Raw genomic sequence first — 15,676 nt, 5'->3', positions numbered from 1 at the left:
TGTCGTGGCGCCTCCCTCACGCCCAGGCATGAAGCTGTCCTTGTTGACTCAAGGGGAATTTGCATGCGTGGTCATTGCTTATGTGGCGCTATTGCTTTTGAAGTCGATGGCCCGGCACGGGCCTGCGTGGTCTGTCATTGTGAAAGTTGTCGGCGGCAATGTTCTGCGCCGATGACCACCTACATTGGCGTGTTGAACGGCCAATGGCGATGGCTGGGCAAGCTACCGAAGGTATTCAACTCTTCTCCCGGTGTGGAAAGAACATTTTGCGATCACTGTGGCACGCCGCTGTCCTTCCGCTCAAAGAACATGTCTGATGTCATGCATTTTTTTGCGGCAGCGATGGAGGAGCCAGAAAAATTTGCACCTACGCTGCATGTCGCCTTTGAGGAGAAGCTCCCTTGGTTGAAACTCGCCGACAACCTGCCGACCCGTTTTGGGCCTGACTATACGAAAGACTAGGATCTGCTCGCATCGAGACAACCGGTGGAAGCTGCGGACAGCACCCGGAAGCAAGATGATGACCCCGTCCGTTCAACGGCGGTCGAACATTATCGATCGCGGCTGCTCTCGACCTGCTTGAGCGGCAGCAGGTAGGCGATGATCTCCTGATCGCCGAGAGCTGGATCAAAGCCAATAATGTCGGATGCGAAAAGGTCGTGGGCGGGGCGTCTCTCGAAGCCAAGGCTCTCATACAGCTTGCATGCAGACGTCATGAACGAGGCGGTGTGAAGCGCAAGGCCGCTCGAGCCCTGCCGACGCGCTTGCAAGACGCACCATTCGCAAAGCGCGCGGCCATATCCGCGGCCCTGTGCCGAGGGAGCAACCGCGAGGGTCCTGAGGCCTGCCAGCCCGGGCGGCCAGCCCATGCCGTCAAAGGCGGCATCGGCGTAGTAGGTGACCGTCCCGACGAGGCGTCCCTCGACTTCGAGCACCGCGACGCTGGCTTTCGCCCAACGCCCCGCGACATCCCGCGCATCCTTGACGTAGGGCTCGAAGATGTGCGGTGCCAGAACGGGCCGTAACGATGCGAAGGCGTCGGAGACGAGCCCGCCAATTTCATCCAGTTCCTGACGGCTTGCCAGGCGGACGCGTGGCTTGGATGCGATCTGCATGCATGTTCTCACTGCACCAGCAATTGGACCATATGGAGGGCGTTTTGTGCCCCACCGGTTGGCTGAACTTCGCCCGGCTTCGGCTGTCGGCCGTGTCCCGCAACGCGATTCCCGGAGAGATTCGCCTGCCACAATAATCATCGGCAGCAAGATTCCAATGGACCTGAGCCGTCGAGCCGCGACGAGGAGTTAATCGGCGGAGCACCTCAAGCTTTCGATAACAGTTTGCTCATGCTTATGCGCTCCTCGACCTCGTATCCGCACTTTCGGTAGAACCCAAGAACCGTCGAATTGGAAGCGACAATTTGGAGGTTGATCTTTATGCAACCAAGGCCGGCGAGCCGCCTTTCCGCTTCGTGGATGAGGGCCTCGCCGATCCCTTTTTGGCGATGGGACTGCAGGGTAGCGATGCGCGATATCTACCCTCGATGGCCGTCATACCCGGCCATGATCGATCCGACGACCTGATCGGCCTCTATCGCCACCAAAAGCAGGTTCGGCTGATGCCTCAGCTTCTCGGGGATTGAAATGTAGGCCGCGTTCCAAGGTGTATCGTTGGGGAATGCGTCCCGCCACAGGGCATCAACCCCGTCAAGGTGACAGTCGGTGTATTCTACAATCGAGATCATTCAGTCTATCCGGACAGGCCAATCGGGGGTCGAACCAGACAGTACCTAATAAGCGGGTGATTTTGGAAGTTGTCGTTGTAGGCCCGTAGCTTCGGCATGCCTAGCGCGGTGCCTGCTGTCGTCGGACGCTCGATCATGCGGCAGACGCGGGGTGGCTCATTGCTGCTGTGCTCCATCACGGCGGCGGATGCGGCCGCGGTCGTCACGTCCTCGTTGCGGATGACATATTCGATCACATGGCGATGACGCCGCTGCGCGGCTCGAGGTCGAGCCCAAATTATCCCCCGGCAAGACGCGGCAGCAGGAATATCTCCGCCCCTTCCGGCAGCTCCTTCGACCAGGTGTCGCGATAGATCGTACCGTCGATAGCGACGGCGATGCCGCGATCGATGTAGGGCTCGAGGCCGGGATACTGCTCAGCCAGCTTCCTGAACAGCTCCCGAATATCCTTCGCCTCGATCTCGACCTTGTTCTTGCCTCCGGCGATCGCGCCGAGCGATCCCCAGAGCGTTACTTCAACCATCAGCCTTCCCGTTCCGCCTCGATCGCCGCCAGGATGCGCGGCGGCGACATCGGTATATGCGCCATGCGCACGCCGACCGCATTCGAGACTGCATTGGCGATCGCCGCCAGCGGCGGCACGATCGAGGTCTCGCCGACGCCGCGCACCCCGTAGGGATGGTTAGGGTTGGGGATCTCGAGGATCTGTGTGTCGATCATCGGCAGGTCCGAGCAGACCGGGATGCGGTAGTCCAGGAAGCCAGGGTTCTGCAGCCGCCCGTCCTTGCCGTAGATGTACTCTTCGTTGAGCGCCCAGCCGATGCCTTGCGCGGCACCCCCCTGGTACTGCCCCTCGACGTAGGTCGGATGCACCGCCTTGCCGGCGTCCTGAACGACGGTGTAGCGCAGCACCCTGGTGAAGCCGGTCTCCGGATCCACCTCGATATCGCAGATATGGGTGGCGAAGGAGACGCCGGCGCCGTCGGCGACGAGCTCGCTGTGGCCGGCGATCGGTCCGCCCGTCTTTCCGGAAGCGGCCGCGATCTCCTTCAGCGACAGCGCAGCAAGGTTGCCGTACTTCTCGCCCCTAGCGATCGCGTGGCCCTTTTCCCAGACCACGTCGTCGACCGGGATGTCCCACGTCTGCGCGGCGCGATCCCGCAGGATCTTGATGGCGTTGCGAGCGGCGGAGATCGTCGCCATCGAAGACGAGAAGGTGCCGCGGCTGCCGTCCGTCATATCGTTGTAGCCGAGGCTGGAGGTATCGGCGACCACCGCCTTGACCTGCTCATAGGGGATACCGAGTTCCTCTGCCGCCACCAGCGAAAGCGAGGCGCGCGAGCCACCCACGTCAACGGTTCCGACGGCAAGCGAGACCGAACCGTCCATGCCGATGTTGAGGTCGGTGCAGGTCTGGCCACCGAAGTTGAACCAGAAGCCGCAGGCCATGCCGCGGCCCTGGTTCTTGCCGAGCGGCGCCTTCATGTGCGGATGGCTCTTCGCCGCCTCCAGCGTCGGGCCGATGCCGATCGGGCCGTATACCGGGCCGTAGGACGATCTGGTGCCTTCCTGCGCCGCGTTTCTGATCCGGAACTCGACCGGATCCATGCCGATCTCCTTGGCCAGCTCGTCGACCGCGCTTTCCACCGCAAACGCTGCCATCGGCGCCGACGGCGCGCGATAGGCCGCAGTCTTGGGCCGGTTGACCAGCACTTCGTAGCCGACCGTCCTGACGTTCTCGAGCTTGTAGCAGGCAAAGGCGGTCATGGCGCCGATCTCAGCCCACATGCCGGCATAGGGGCCGCAGGAATAGCGCAGCGTCGCCTCGGCCGCGGTGATCGTGCCGTCCTTACGGGCGCCGATCCTGACGTCGATCGAGGTGGCGCTAGTCGGGCCGGAGGCGCGGAACACCTCGTCGCGCGTCATGACCAGCTTGACCGGCCGGCCGGCTTTGCGCGACAGCGCCAGCGCCACCGGCTCGGCCCAAACATGGGTCTTGCCGCCGAAACCACCGCCGATCTCCGACGAGGTGACGCGCAGCTTCGAGGCCTCCATGCCAAGCAGCTGGGCGCAGTGCTGGCGATAGACGAAATGCCCTTGCGTGCAGACCCAAAGATCGGCGGTGCCGTCGGAGCTGACATTGGCGACGCAGGCATGCGGCTCGATATAACCCTGGTGCGTCTGCTCGGTCTTGAAGGAGCGTTCGACGACGAAATCGGCCTGGCCGAAACCTTCATGGATGTCGCCATGGCCGTACTGGGTGCGCTTGGTGACGTTGGAAGGCTTGACGGGCTTTTGCTCAAGGCCCTCGGTGAAGATGGCGTCGTTGAGCACGGGTGAGGAGTGCTTCATCGCCTCGTCGACGTCGGTGACATGCGGCAGCACCTCGTAGTCGACTTCGATCAGCTTCAGTGCCTGCCTCGCCGTGCGGGCATCGACCGCAGCGACCGCGGCCACAGCATGGCCGTCGTAGAGCGCTTTCTTTCGCGCCATGCAGTTGTCGAGGATGTCGTACATGGCGGCATCGCCGTCGGTGAGGTCGGGCAGGTCGGCCGCGGTGATCACCGCCTTGACGCCGGCGAGCTTCTCCGCCTTCGACGTGTCGATCTTCCTGATCGTGGCATGCGCATGGGGGCTTCTGAGAACGCGCCCGACCAGTTGCCCGGCCATGTTGAAGTCGGCGCCATAGCGTGCACGGCCCGTCACCTTGTCGACGCCGTCGGGACGGATGGGACGCGTGCCGACAGAGGTGAAATTGCGTCCGGAGTAACGTGGATCGAAATTCATCGTCATGCTCCCTTCATCACGCTCGCGGCGTCCTGAACGGCACGCACGATCTTGTCATAGCCGGTGCAGCGGCAGAGGTTCCCGGCGAGGCCGAAGCGGATCTCCTCCTCGGTTGGATCGGGGTTCTTGGCCAACAGGTCCTTGGCCGCCATGAGGAAGCCCGGCGTGCAGATGCCGCATTGAAGCGCGGCGTGTTCCAGGAATTTCTGCTGCAGCGGATGCAGCTTGTCGCCATGCGCCATGCCCTCGATGGTTTCGATGCGCCGCCCTTCAACCTCCGCGCCGAGCACCAGGCACGAGCACACCAGCCGGTCGTCGAGGATGATGCTGCAGGCGCCGCAGTCGCCGGTGCCGCAGCCTTCCTTGGCGCCCGTCAGCCCCAGGCGATCGCGCAGGACATCGAGCAGCGTCTCGTCCGGCTGGCAAAGGTACTCGACATTGTCGCCATTGATTGTCGTTGATACTGCCACACCAGCCATTATTTGCCTCCTGCACGTGCATAGGCGGTCGTGGCGGCCCGCTTGGCCAGCACACCCGCAACTTTCCGTCTGAATTCGATAGTGCCTCGCTTGTCGTCGATTGGACGACAGGCCCCCGAGCAGACCTTGGCGAGCCTTTCCAGCGTGGCTTCGTCCAGCTTGGAGCCGATGAGAACCTCGGCGGCCTCCTCGACCAGAATCACCGTCGGCGCCACGGCGCCCAGCGCCAGGCGGGCGAATTTGACGCGACCTTGCTCATCGAGCATCAGGTTCACGCCGGCGCTTACCACGGCGATGTCCATCTCCGTGCGCGGAATGAAACGCAGATAGGCATCGCCCGAACGCGGCAGACGTTTGTCGAGCAGGATTGCCTCGATGATCTCGCCCTTGGTCAGCGACGTCTTGCCCGGCCCAGTCGGTACCGCTTCCACGGCAATCGTGCGCCTGGCTCCCGGGCCGACGACCACCGCCTTGGCGCCAGCGGCTACCAGCGCCGGCACGCTGTCGGCGGCCGGCGAGGCGTTGCACAGATTGCCGACGATGGTGCAGCGTCCCTGCACCTGCTTCGAGCCGATCAGCTTGGCCGCTTCGACGACGCCGGGCCATGCGTTCTTCAGGGCCTTGCTCTCGCCCAGCACCGCGCAGGGGACCGCCGCGCCGATGCTGAAGCCCTCGGCTGTTTCCCTGATCTCGCCAAGCCCGTCGATCGCCTTGATGTCGACGATCAGGTCGGGTTCGATAAAGCCGCCTTTCATTCTCACCAAGAGGTCGCTGCCTCCGGCAAGGATGGCGGCCGTGCCGGCTGAGCCGGCCAACAGGCCGGCGGCGTCTTCAATTGAAAGCGGACGTATGTAACGCATCGTCTCCCCTTAGTGGTCATAATCACATCAACTGATATAAACCGTCTCTCCACAATGGCCATCCCATTCGTACATTCGCGGATTGGGCCAGCCGTAGCAATTTCATTTGCTCGTCCAACTGGACGCCGCGCCGGCCACTAATGCTCGATCGGTCCCACCAGCGCCGTGCCGGCTGTCGTCGGCCGCTCGATCATGCGGCGGACGCGGGGTGGCTCGTTGCCGCTGTGCAGGGCCCTTATGCGCTCGCCGATGACCGCGTCGGCGTAGGTGGCGCGCCTGTTGTGGCGGATATATTCGACCCAGGTTGGCGTGTGGTAGTGCTCGATCCATATCGAGGGATTTTCGAGATCGCGCGCCAATGTCCAGTTGCGGGCGCCGTCACGCCGGCGGATGCGGCCCCGTTCGGCCATGGTGGCGAGGAATTCCGGCACGTCCTCGTTGCGGATCACGTATTCGATCATGATGGCGATGGGACCACTGCGCGGCTTCAGATCAAGTGCCAGATGCGGCTCCTGGAAGCGGTTGAGCGGATCGAGGTTGAGCACGGCCTGCTGCGGCAGCGGCAGCAGCAGGCCGATGGCGCCTCCCGCCAGCATCGCGACGCTGGCCGCCATCAGGGCGACTTCGGCGCCATGGGCGTCGGCAACCACGCCCCAGACCCAGCTGCCGAGCGCGATACCGCCGAAGGTTGCGGTCTGGTAGACCGAAAGCACGCGGCCGACCACCCAGCGCGGCGTCGACATCTGCACGGTGACATTGAAGTGCGAAAGCGCTGTCACCCAGCAGGCGCCGCCGACCAGCAGGCCGAGTGACGTCTGCCAGGCATTCTCGCTGACGGCGGCATTGAAGGCGCAGAGCGCGAAACCGGCGAATGCCATGCGCACCATGGTTTCGCTGGACAGCAGCTGCCGCAGCCTGACGCTGGTCAGCGCGCCGCCGACGGCGCCGATGCCGAAGGCGCCGAGCATGATGCCGTAGCTCAAGGCGTCGCCCTTGACGACGTCGCGCGCGACCAGGGGAAGCAGTGCCAGGACCGCGCCGGCGCTGAAGCCGAAGGCCGAGCTCCTGACCAGCACCTTGCCGATATTGGGCGACATCGCGACGTAGCGCAGGCCAGCGCCCATTGCGGCGCCCAGCGTCTCGCGCGGCAAGGTCGATGCCGGCAGTTCCGGCCTCCAGCGGGCCAGCACGACGATGAGGCCGACATAGCTCAGCGTGTTGACGGCAAAGGCCGCGGCGGCGCCTGCGGCGGCAACGATGATGCCGCCGATCGCCGGGCCGACGCTGCGCGTCAGGTTGAAGCCCATCGAGTTGAGCGCGATCGCCGCCGGCACCTTGGGACGAGGCACCATGTCGCCGACCGAAGCCTGCCAGGACGGGCTGTTGAGCGCGGTGCCACTGTCGATCAGGAAGGTGAAGGCGAGCAGCGTCCACGGCGTCATCAGGTCGAGATAGGTGAAGACGGTGAGAAGAGCCGAGACGGCGAGCATGAAGATCTGCGCGATCAGCATGATTTTGCGCCGGTTGAAACTGTCGGCGATGGCGCCGGCCAGCAGCGCGAAGAGCATGATCGGCAAAGTGGTCGAGGCCTGGACCAATGCGACCTGGTAGGACGAGGTAGCGATCGTAGTCATCATCCAGGCGGCACCGACGCCCTGGATGAGGCCGCCGAAATTGGAGACGAGGCTGGCGGACCACACCGCCCGGAAGATGCCGTGCCGGAACGGCGCCAGCGCCGAGGCGCTTTCGCTTTCCGGTGTGTCGTCGTTCATCGATGCTTTCCCGGGCTCAAATGCGTTTGTTCTTGCGATGAATCGGCCCCTCAAGCCATGGATTCAAAAAATAGAACATCACAGCGCAAAGGGCGAACGCATTCTCGAGAAAGATCATGGTCCAACAACAAGATAGCGAGCGCGGAGCCCGTCCGCGCGCGCCATAGCGGGCTCACTGCATGCCGTCCCTGACGATCGCCGCCACTTCGATCAAGCCTTCGAAATTGTCGGTGCGGCCCTGGCGGATGTCTTCGGTTTCGCGCAGCAGCCACAAACCGATCGAGATGAGATTGGCGCGCAGCTCCGTGGGCAGGGCGCTGTCGCCAGAGCGGAGATCTTCGACGAAGGCGGTCCAGACGCGACTGGTGAAATGCAGGGCCTCGGCCGCTTCCAGCGAATCGCGGCCAGCCGCCATCGCCGCCAACAGCATGTGGATCGAACGGCTAAGAAGCTGCCGATGCCTGGCCCCGGCAGCGGTCTGCATTTCGGCTCGGGGGAATTGATACATCGTTGCTGCTCTACCGCTCCGTCGGCGTTGTCAGGTCAGGAAACTCAACAGATCGAGTTGCGAGATTTGATCCAGATGCTGGCATCGCCAGCTGCCGAATACGCATCACTTCACCAGGGACACCACCACGCGACGCCGCGCACAAAATCGCACCTGTTGCAGGGAGCGCGAATCCGGCTCCGGAATGGTTCCGGAACATGAGGTTTTGGTGGTCGCCGCGCCCCCGAGGAACGGCTGATTCGGCTACAATCTAACCGTAGACGAATCCGACATCAAACGCGATTTGACTGAAACGAATTCCATCGGTCGGGGCGCTCCGAGGGTACATTTTCGAAGCGCCCGTGTGCTTTGCGGCGGTCGGATCCAACTGCAAGTGTGCCGTATCGGCAATTCGTCGATTGCGATAGGCTCCTGTTGTCGGGACGGATGGGGCGTCTGTCTCGGTTTGGCGTAACGCCGGTTGCATGCCACTGCGCGACAGAGCGCGGATTCGTGAAACTGGCTTTGGGGAATTGGGGGAAACAATGGGCGATTCAATTCAGGAAATAACGTCCGTCTCGTGGTTCGGGCGGATCAAGCGCGGGGTCGGCGGGATCGTTTTCGGCTTGCTCTTGATCGTGCTGATGGTGATCGGCCTGTTCTGGAACGAGGGTCGCGCCGTGCAGACGGCGCGTTCGCTGGCCGAGGGATCGGGCGCGGTGATCTCGGTTGGCACCGATAGCATCGATGCTGGCAATGAAGGCAAGCTTGTCCATGTCACCGGGGCGGTGACGGCGAGCGGCGGCCTTGCCGATCCGGACTTTGGCATTTCGGCGCAAGGATTGCGGCTGTCGCGCAGCACCGAGATGTACCAGTGGAAAGAAGAACAGAAATCCGAGACGACGAAGAAGCTTGGTGGCGGCGAGGAGACGGTGACAACCTACAGCTATTCGAAAGTGTGGGACGACAGCCAGATCAACTCGTCGGAGTTCAAGAAGCCGGACGGCCATGAGAATCCGCCGATGGAGATACACAGCAAGAGGTTCCAGATCCCGGACGGCAAGCTCGGTGCCTTCACGCTCGACCGGCCGGTGCTGGACCTGATCGGCGGCGACAAGGAATTTTCACTGTCACCGGACCAGTCGGCTACCATCGATGCCGCCTATACCGGCACCAAGCGGGTCAACATCGTCGACGGAAAGATCTATCTCGGCTTCAACACCACGTCGCCGGCGCTGGGCGACTATCGCATTGGCTACGAGCTGGCGCCGCTCGGCCTGGTCAGCGTCGTCGCGCGCCAGGCAGCGGGCGGGTTCGAACCCTACCAGACAAAGGCCGGCGACCAGTTGCTGATGGTCGACATCGGCAATGTGCTGGCGGAAAAGATGTTCGCCGACGCGGTCAGCCAGAACACGCTTATCACCTGGCTGCTGTGCGCCGCCGGCCTGCTGCTGTTGGCCATCGGCTTTGCCCTGCTGCTCAGCCCGATTGGCGTCGTCCTCGACATTATTCCTTTGCTCGGCAGCGTGGCGCGGATGGGCACCGGCATCATTGCCTTTTTCCTGGCGATCCTGGTCGGCACGACGACGATGGCGATCGCCTGGTTCTGGTACCGGCCGGTGCTGGCGGCAGGCATCCTGGCCGCCGGCGTCATCGCGGCGGCGGCGGTCTATTATCTTGGCCGCTCGCGCGGGCAGGCCGCACCGCTTGCCACGCCGAGCGCCGCTACATGATTGCAGGCACCGGCGGCACTTCTAGCGGTCCTCGAAGCCGGTCAGCACGCCGACGGCGTTGACGCCGATCTCCTCGACGGCGTAGCCGCCTTCCATGACGAACAGCGTCGGCAGGCCGAGCCTGGCGATGCGGCGGCCGATTCTGGGATAGTTTTCCGTTTTCAGCTTGAACTGGCTGATCGGGTCCTTCTCGAAAGTGTCGACGCCGAGTGAAACCACGACGACGTCAGGAGCATAAGCCGAAAGCCTCGTGCAGGCCTCCTCGAGTGAGGCGTTCCACACGTCCCAGCCGGTGCCGAAGGGCATCGGATAATTGTCGTTGAAGCCTTCGCCGTCGCCCTCGCCGCGTTCGTCGGCATGGCCGAGAAAGAACGGATATTCGGTCATCGGATCGCCATGCAGGTTCAGCACCTGCACGTCGCCGCGGCGATAGAATATCTCCTGGGTGCCGTTGCCGTGGTGATAGTCGATGTCGAGGATCGAAACGCGCCCGGCGCCATGGTCGCGAAACCTTTGCGCGACGACGGCGGCGTTGTTGATGAAGCAATAGCCGCCCATGAAGGCCGCCCCTGCATGGTGCCCCGGCGGGCGGCACAGCGCGAAGGCGGAAGGCTCACCGGCCTTGACCAGCGCGGCGGCTGTCAGCGCGACATCATAGGACGACTTGATAGCGTCCCATGTGCCTTTGACAAAAGTCGCGCCGCCGTCGAAGGAGTAGAAGCCGAGCAACGCATCGATGCCTTTCGGGCGCACGTCGCCGCGCAGGCCGCGCGTCGGCCAGGTGAAGGGAATGGCCGAACCGGTGCGGCCCGACGCTTCCCAGAGCGGCCACACGGTCGGCAGGAAATCGATGTAGTCGCTGGCATGAACCTTCTTGGCGGCGGCGAGGTCGTGACTTTCCGGTGACAGGATCGGACCGAGCTTTTCGCTCTCCACCCGCGCCCTGATGAACTCGGCGCGCGAGGGCTTTTCAAAAGCCGGCACGATGGCGCCGGCGATCAGTTCGACATTGCCGGAATGGCCGGCATGGAGAGGCGAAAAAACAGTCTTCATGAAATCTTTCCGTGGTGAGACGCGGCGACCCTAACCGTCCTGCATGGCCCTTCACAAGGCGCTGGGCCAACCAGCCATGGCTTGCTGGCACGGCAGCCGGTCGTCTAGCCTGCCGGCAGCGAACCAAACCGTGGGAAATCATGAGTTCAAATGCCGACCTGATCGTCACCAATGCCCGCGTGCTGACCATGGATGAAGGCAATCCGACGGCCGAAGCGGTGGCGATAAAGGACGGCAACATCCTGGCGGTTGGCGATCGCCGGACGATCGAGGCGCTGAAAGGGCCGGCCACGAAGGTCATCGATGCGCAAGGCGGGTCGGTGGTGCCGGGCTTTATCGAAGCGCATATGCATCTTTTCGGCGGCGCGGCCGAACTCGACAATCTGCACCTTCAGGGTGTGCATGGCTTCGATGCGCTGAGCGACGCGATCCGCGCCTACGCGGCGGCACGGCCGAACGCCAAATTGCTGCTGGGGGCCGGCGTCGACTACACTATCCTTTCCAAGGAAGAGCCGGTCACCCGCCATCATCTCGATCGCATCATCGCCGACCGGCCGTTCGCGATGTCGGCTTCCGATCACCACACGATGTGGGCCAACACAAAGGCGCTGGAACTGGCTGGCATCCTGCACGGCAAGCAACTCGGTCCCGGCAACGAGATCGTCATGGGAGCGGATGGCCTGGCGGCGGGCGAATTGCGCGAGGGCGAGGCGTTCGGGCCGATCCTCGAGCTTTCCGGGCAGAACCGCGTGCGGCTCGGCCTTGCGACAGGCGGCGAGCCCGAGCCGTGCCCTTCCGCCGCCGAAGTCGCTGCCGATCGCGACCTGATGCATCGCGGGTTGGAATGGTGCGCCCGCCACGGCATCACCTCGATCCAGAACATGGACGGCAATCTTTACCAGCTCCAGCTGCTAGCCGGCTGGAACAGGAAGGGCGGCTGCTCTGCCGCACCAAGATACCTTTTCATTTCAAGAATTTCATGACGCTCGACGTGCTGGAAAAGGCATCGAGCATGGCCAACTCCTACCAATCGGAATGGCTGTCGTCCGGCATGGTCAAGATGTTTTACGACGGCGTGCTGGAAGGCTGGACCGCGGTCATGGTCGACGACTATGCCGACCGGCCGGGCTGGCGCGGTGAGCCGCTGTTTACGCCCGAGCATTTCGCCGAGGTGGCGCTGGAGGCCGACCGGCGCGGCCTGCAGATCGCCGTGCATTCGATCGGCGACGGCGCGGTGCGCGCGGTTCTCGACGGTTACGAGGCGGCGCAGCGGAAGAACGGCAGGCGCGACAGCCGGCACCGGGTCGAGCACATCGAGGTCACCACTGCCGCCGACGTGCCGCGCTTCGCCGAACTCGGCGTCATCGCCTCGATGCAGCCGCCGCACCCGCCCGGCGCCATGGACTTCCCGCTGGAGCCGACGCTTTCGCGCATCGGCCGCGAAAGATGGCCGCTGAGCTATGCCTGGCGGACACTGAAACAGGCGGGCGCGCATGTCGTCTTCGCTTCCGACTGGCCGGTGTCGCGGGTCGACCCGATCTTGGGCATTCAGGCGGCGGTGCTGCGCAAGCCTTGGGCAGAGGGCGATCCAGACCAGAGCTTCTCGCTGATCGAGGCGCTTGCCGGTTATACGGTCGAAGGTGCCTATGCCGAATTCATGGAACACCGCAAAGGCCGGCTGAAACCAGGCTATCTGGCCGATCTGGTGGTGCTGTCGGCCGGTATCGAGGCAACTGAACCGGGTTTGCTACACAAGGTGCATCCGGTCAGCACCATCTGCGGCGGCAAGATCACTTACCAGGGTTGATGATGACGCTGACGATGGCACGGAGCTTGCATTCTGAACCGAGGTCCAGATGCATGGTTGCCAAGCCGACCGGCATATGCTGACAATCGAATGGGAACTGGATCCGCCATCAAGAGCGGACATGAAAATGGGGTAATGCGTGCCGGATCAACCGGGTAAGAGTGCAATCGAGGTCCGCGGCGTCCGCAAGGTGTTCGGTACCGGGGACGCCCAAGTCGCCGCTCTCGACACGGTTTCGGTGTCGATCCGCGAGAACGAGTTCTTCACGCTGCTGGGGCCGTCGGGCTGCGGAAAGACGACGCTGCTGCGGCTGATCGCCGGCTTCGATTTTCCCAGCGAAGGCGAAATCCTGCTGCACGGGCACGACATCGCGCCGCTACCGCCGTTCAAGCGGCCAGTCAACACCGTGTTCCAGTCCTACGCGCTGTTCCCGCACATGACCGTGGCCGAGAATATCGGCTTCGGCCTAGAGATGCTGGGCAAGCCGAAGACCGAAATCAAGGCGCGCGTCGCCGAGATGCTGAAGCTGGTCAAGATGGAGGCGCTGAGTGCCCGCCGCACCAGCCAGATCTCCGGCGGCCAGCAGCAGCGCGTGGCACTGGCGCGCGCGCTGGCACCGCAGCCAAAAGTGCTGTTGCTCGACGAGCCGTTGTCGGCACTCGACTACAAGCTGCGCAAGGAAATGCAGATCGAACTGAAACGGCTGCAGCACCAGACCGGCATCACCTTCATCTTCGTCACCCACGACCAGGAAGAAGCGCTGACCATGTCGGACCGCATCGCCGTGATGTCGGCCGGCAAGATCCTGCAGGTCGGCACGCCCTGGGACATCTATGACAAGCCGGCCGAGCGCTTCGTCGCCGACTTCATCGGCGAAACCAATTTCCTGACCGCTGCCATCACCGGCATCGACAACGGCAAGGCGCGTGCGACACTCAAGTCCGGCGCGACGATCGACGCGACCGTGGCTGAGGGCTTCCAGCCGAAGGCGAATGCCACCCTGGTGGTCAGGCCGGAACACGCAAAGCTGACCGGCGGCAAGGGCGATCTTTCCGGAACCGTCGAAAACATCGTCTATTTCGGCACCGACACGCATATTCATGTCCAACTGGACAGCGGCGAAGCCTTCACCGTGCGCCAGCAGAACACGCGCAGCGCAGGCTGCGGTTTCGAGCGGGGCGACAAGGTCGGCGTCTCGATCGGCAACGACGCCGCGCAAGTGCTGAGGGATTGATGGCGAGCGCGGAAGAAGTCGCCAAGGCGGCCGAACGGCGCGACATCCGCGACCGCTGGCTGCTGTCGGCGCCGGCCCTGCTGATCATCTTCCTGGCAGCGACCGGCCCATTGCTGATCGTGCTGGTCTATTCGCTCCTGACGCCGGGTCCTTATGGCGACGTGAAGTGGCAATTTTCGCCGGAGGCCTGGATTTCGGTGTTCATGGAACGCGACATCTTTGACGACACGCTGTCGGTTGCCGCCGCCCACGTCACCATTTTCTGGCGCTCGATCAAGCTTGCCATCGTGACCACGCTCGCCACCTTGGCGCTTGGTTTTCCCACCGCCTATTTCATGGCGACGCGCAGCGAGAAGACGCGCGATCTCTGGCTGTTCCTGATCACCATACCGTTCTGGACCAACTTGCTGATCCGAACGTTCGCCGTGCTGCAGATCATCCGCAACGAAGGTCTGATCAACACAGTGCTGCTCAAGCTCGGCATCATTTCCGCGCCGATCCAGATACTCTTCACCGACACAGCGATCCTTATCGGGATGGCCTATGTCTATCTCCCGCTAATGGTGCTGCCGATCTATGCCAGCATGGAGAAGCTCGATTTCCGGCTGGTCGAGGCCGGCTACGATCTTTATGCGACACGCTTTCAGGTGCTCAGACGCATCATTTTCCCGCTGGTCAAGCCCGGCGTGATCGCTGGCTCGATCCTCGTCTTCATTCCAGCGCTCGGCGCCTATGTCACGCCCATCTTGCTCGGCGGCGGCAAGACCATGATGCTCTCCAACCTGATCGAGATGCAGTTCGGGCAAGGCCGCAACTGGCCGCTTGGCTCGGCCCTGTCGATCGCCGTCATGATCATCGTCATGGTGGCGCTGCTTGCCTATGTGCGTAACGCCGGCCGCTCAGAGATGCGCCATGGCTAGAAGCTTCGCAATCAAGCATCAGCCAGGATTCACCGCGATCGCCGCGACCTGTTTCGTCGTGCTCTATCTGCCCATCGTCATACTCGTTGTCTATGCCTTCAATGCCGCGACTTCGACCTCCGAATGGGGCGGTTTCTCGCTCAAATGGTTCCAGTCGGCTTGGCAGAATACGCAGGTGATCGACGCCACGCTGCGTTCCTTCCAGATCGGCGCCATTGCGGCAACCCTTGCGACCATCGCGGCGACCATGGCGGCGCTCGCGACAACGCGCACGGCAGCCTATCCGGGCCTGACTTTCAAATATGCGGCGATCAACCAACCGCTGATGGTGCCGGAGATCGTCACCGGCGTGGCGCTGCTGATCTTTTTTTCGCGCATAAAGATATTCACCGGCTATTCGGGTCTCGGCTATCTGATCGCCGCGCATACGGCCTTTTGCATTCCCTTTGCCTATCTGCCGATCCGGGCACGGCTGGAGAACATGGACCTGACGCTGGAGCGCGCTGCCGCCGATCTCTATGCGACGCCGTGGCGGACGTTCCGTCGCATCACGTTGCCGCTGCTGTGGCCCGGCATTCTGGCCGGACTGATGCTGGCCTTCGTCATCTCGCTCGACGATGTCGTCATCACCGAGTTCGTGAAATCCGGCGGCCAGGACACGTTGCCAACCTACATGCTCGGCCAGATACGCCGAGGCATAACGCCTGAAATCAACGCGATTTCGACCGTGTTTCTGCTCTTGTCGGTCGCCATCGTGACGTTGTTTTTCTTCATCAGCAGGAAACGGGACTGAGCATGAA

Annotated in this window: 15 protein-coding genes and 1 pseudogene; 6 read left to right on the top strand and 10 right to left on the bottom strand. The window is 63.0% G+C overall.

Features of this window, described 5'->3' with window-relative positions; genetic code table 11:
- Positions 1-63 precede the first annotated feature (63 nt).
- Positions 64-462, top strand: a complete 399-nt coding sequence (locus NKH91_RS01860; RefSeq protein WP_352590610.1) for a GFA family protein — start codon at positions 64-66, stop codon at positions 460-462.
- 89 nt (positions 463-551) lie between these two features.
- Here NKH91_RS01860 and NKH91_RS01855 read toward each other — a convergent pair whose 3' ends face one another.
- From NKH91_RS01855 to flaF, 9 genes are all read right to left on the bottom strand, one after another.
- Entirely contained in the window at positions 552-1,115 is a 564-nt protein-coding gene (locus tag NKH91_RS01855; protein WP_352590613.1) for a GNAT family N-acetyltransferase, read from the bottom strand.
- Positions 1,116-1,321: 206 nt separating this feature from the next.
- A complete protein-coding gene (locus tag NKH91_RS01850; RefSeq protein ID WP_352950952.1) occupies positions 1,322-1,525 on the bottom strand; it encodes a GNAT family N-acetyltransferase in 204 nt (67 codons plus the stop codon).
- Between the two features lie 9 nt (positions 1,526-1,534).
- Positions 1,535-1,744 (bottom strand): GNAT family N-acetyltransferase, encoded by a 210-nt coding sequence (locus tag NKH91_RS01845; RefSeq protein WP_352845596.1) that lies wholly within the window; start codon positions 1,742-1,744, stop codon positions 1,535-1,537.
- Positions 1,745-2,021: 277 nt separating this feature from the next.
- Positions 2,022-2,267, bottom strand: a complete 246-nt coding sequence (locus NKH91_RS01840) for a MoaD/ThiS family protein (protein ID WP_352845597.1) — start codon at positions 2,265-2,267, stop codon at positions 2,022-2,024.
- Positions 2,267-4,531 (bottom strand): xanthine dehydrogenase family protein molybdopterin-binding subunit, encoded by a 2,265-nt coding sequence (locus tag NKH91_RS01835; RefSeq protein ID WP_352481977.1) that lies wholly within the window; start codon positions 4,529-4,531, stop codon positions 2,267-2,269. The genes NKH91_RS01840 and NKH91_RS01835 overlap by 1 nt, the downstream gene beginning before the upstream one ends.
- Positions 4,532-4,533: 2 nt before the next feature.
- The gene (locus tag NKH91_RS01830; protein WP_352845599.1) at positions 4,534-5,010 is read right to left on the bottom strand and encodes a (2Fe-2S)-binding protein; all 477 of its coding nucleotides are present in this window, start codon (positions 5,008-5,010) and stop codon (positions 4,534-4,536) included.
- Entirely contained in the window at positions 5,010-5,870 is an 861-nt protein-coding gene (locus tag NKH91_RS01825; RefSeq protein ID WP_352845601.1) for an FAD binding domain-containing protein, read from the bottom strand. The genes NKH91_RS01830 and NKH91_RS01825 overlap by 1 nt, the downstream gene beginning before the upstream one ends.
- Positions 5,871-6,007: 137 nt before the next feature.
- Positions 6,008-7,642, bottom strand: a complete 1,635-nt coding sequence (locus NKH91_RS01820; protein ID WP_352845602.1) for an MFS transporter — start codon at positions 7,640-7,642, stop codon at positions 6,008-6,010.
- Between the two features lie 172 nt (positions 7,643-7,814).
- Complete coding sequence (gene flaF / locus NKH91_RS01815; RefSeq protein WP_352481979.1) at positions 7,815-8,150, bottom strand: flagellar biosynthesis regulator FlaF; 336 nt, start codon at positions 8,148-8,150, stop codon at positions 7,815-7,817.
- 524 nt (positions 8,151-8,674) lie between these two features.
- Between flaF and NKH91_RS01810 the strand changes: the two genes are divergently transcribed.
- Positions 8,675-9,862 carry a TMEM43 family protein gene (locus tag NKH91_RS01810; protein ID WP_352845604.1) on the top strand — a complete coding sequence of 396 codons (1,188 nt, stop codon included), beginning with the start codon at positions 8,675-8,677 and terminating at the stop codon, positions 9,860-9,862.
- Between the two features lie 21 nt (positions 9,863-9,883).
- On the opposite strand, the gene NKH91_RS01805 is transcribed toward NKH91_RS01810, so the two are convergent.
- Positions 9,884-10,915, bottom strand: coding sequence for a histone deacetylase family protein (locus tag NKH91_RS01805; RefSeq protein WP_352481981.1), 1,032 nt, complete (start codon positions 10,913-10,915; stop codon positions 9,884-9,886).
- A 140-nt stretch (positions 10,916-11,055) separates the two neighbouring features.
- Between NKH91_RS01805 and NKH91_RS01800 the strand changes: the two are divergent.
- The 4 genes and pseudogenes from NKH91_RS01800 (at position 11,056) to NKH91_RS01785 (ending at position 15,669) form a co-directional block, all read left to right on the top strand.
- Positions 11,056-12,722: pseudogene (locus NKH91_RS01800) on the top strand (amidohydrolase).
- Positions 12,723-12,861: 139 nt separating this feature from the next.
- On the top strand, positions 12,862-13,956 hold the full coding sequence (locus NKH91_RS01795) for an ABC transporter ATP-binding protein (RefSeq protein WP_352481982.1): 1,095 nt from the start codon (positions 12,862-12,864) through the stop codon (positions 13,954-13,956).
- On the top strand, positions 13,956-14,876 hold the full coding sequence (locus NKH91_RS01790; protein ID WP_023720238.1) for an ABC transporter permease: 921 nt from the start codon (positions 13,956-13,958) through the stop codon (positions 14,874-14,876). The genes NKH91_RS01795 and NKH91_RS01790 overlap by 1 nt, the downstream gene beginning before the upstream one ends.
- Positions 14,869-15,669 (top strand): ABC transporter permease, encoded by an 801-nt coding sequence (locus NKH91_RS01785; protein ID WP_023720239.1) that lies wholly within the window; start codon positions 14,869-14,871, stop codon positions 15,667-15,669. Before NKH91_RS01790 ends, NKH91_RS01785 begins: the two co-directional genes overlap by 8 nt.
- The last annotated feature ends 7 nt before the right edge of the window (positions 15,670-15,676 follow it).

Source organism: Mesorhizobium sp. M0894 (assembly GCF_040319725.1).
GTDB lineage: Bacteria > Pseudomonadota > Alphaproteobacteria > Rhizobiales > Rhizobiaceae > Mesorhizobium.
The sequence above is the reverse complement of the archived record's forward strand: the minus strand, read 5'-3'. Positions and strand labels throughout refer to the sequence as shown.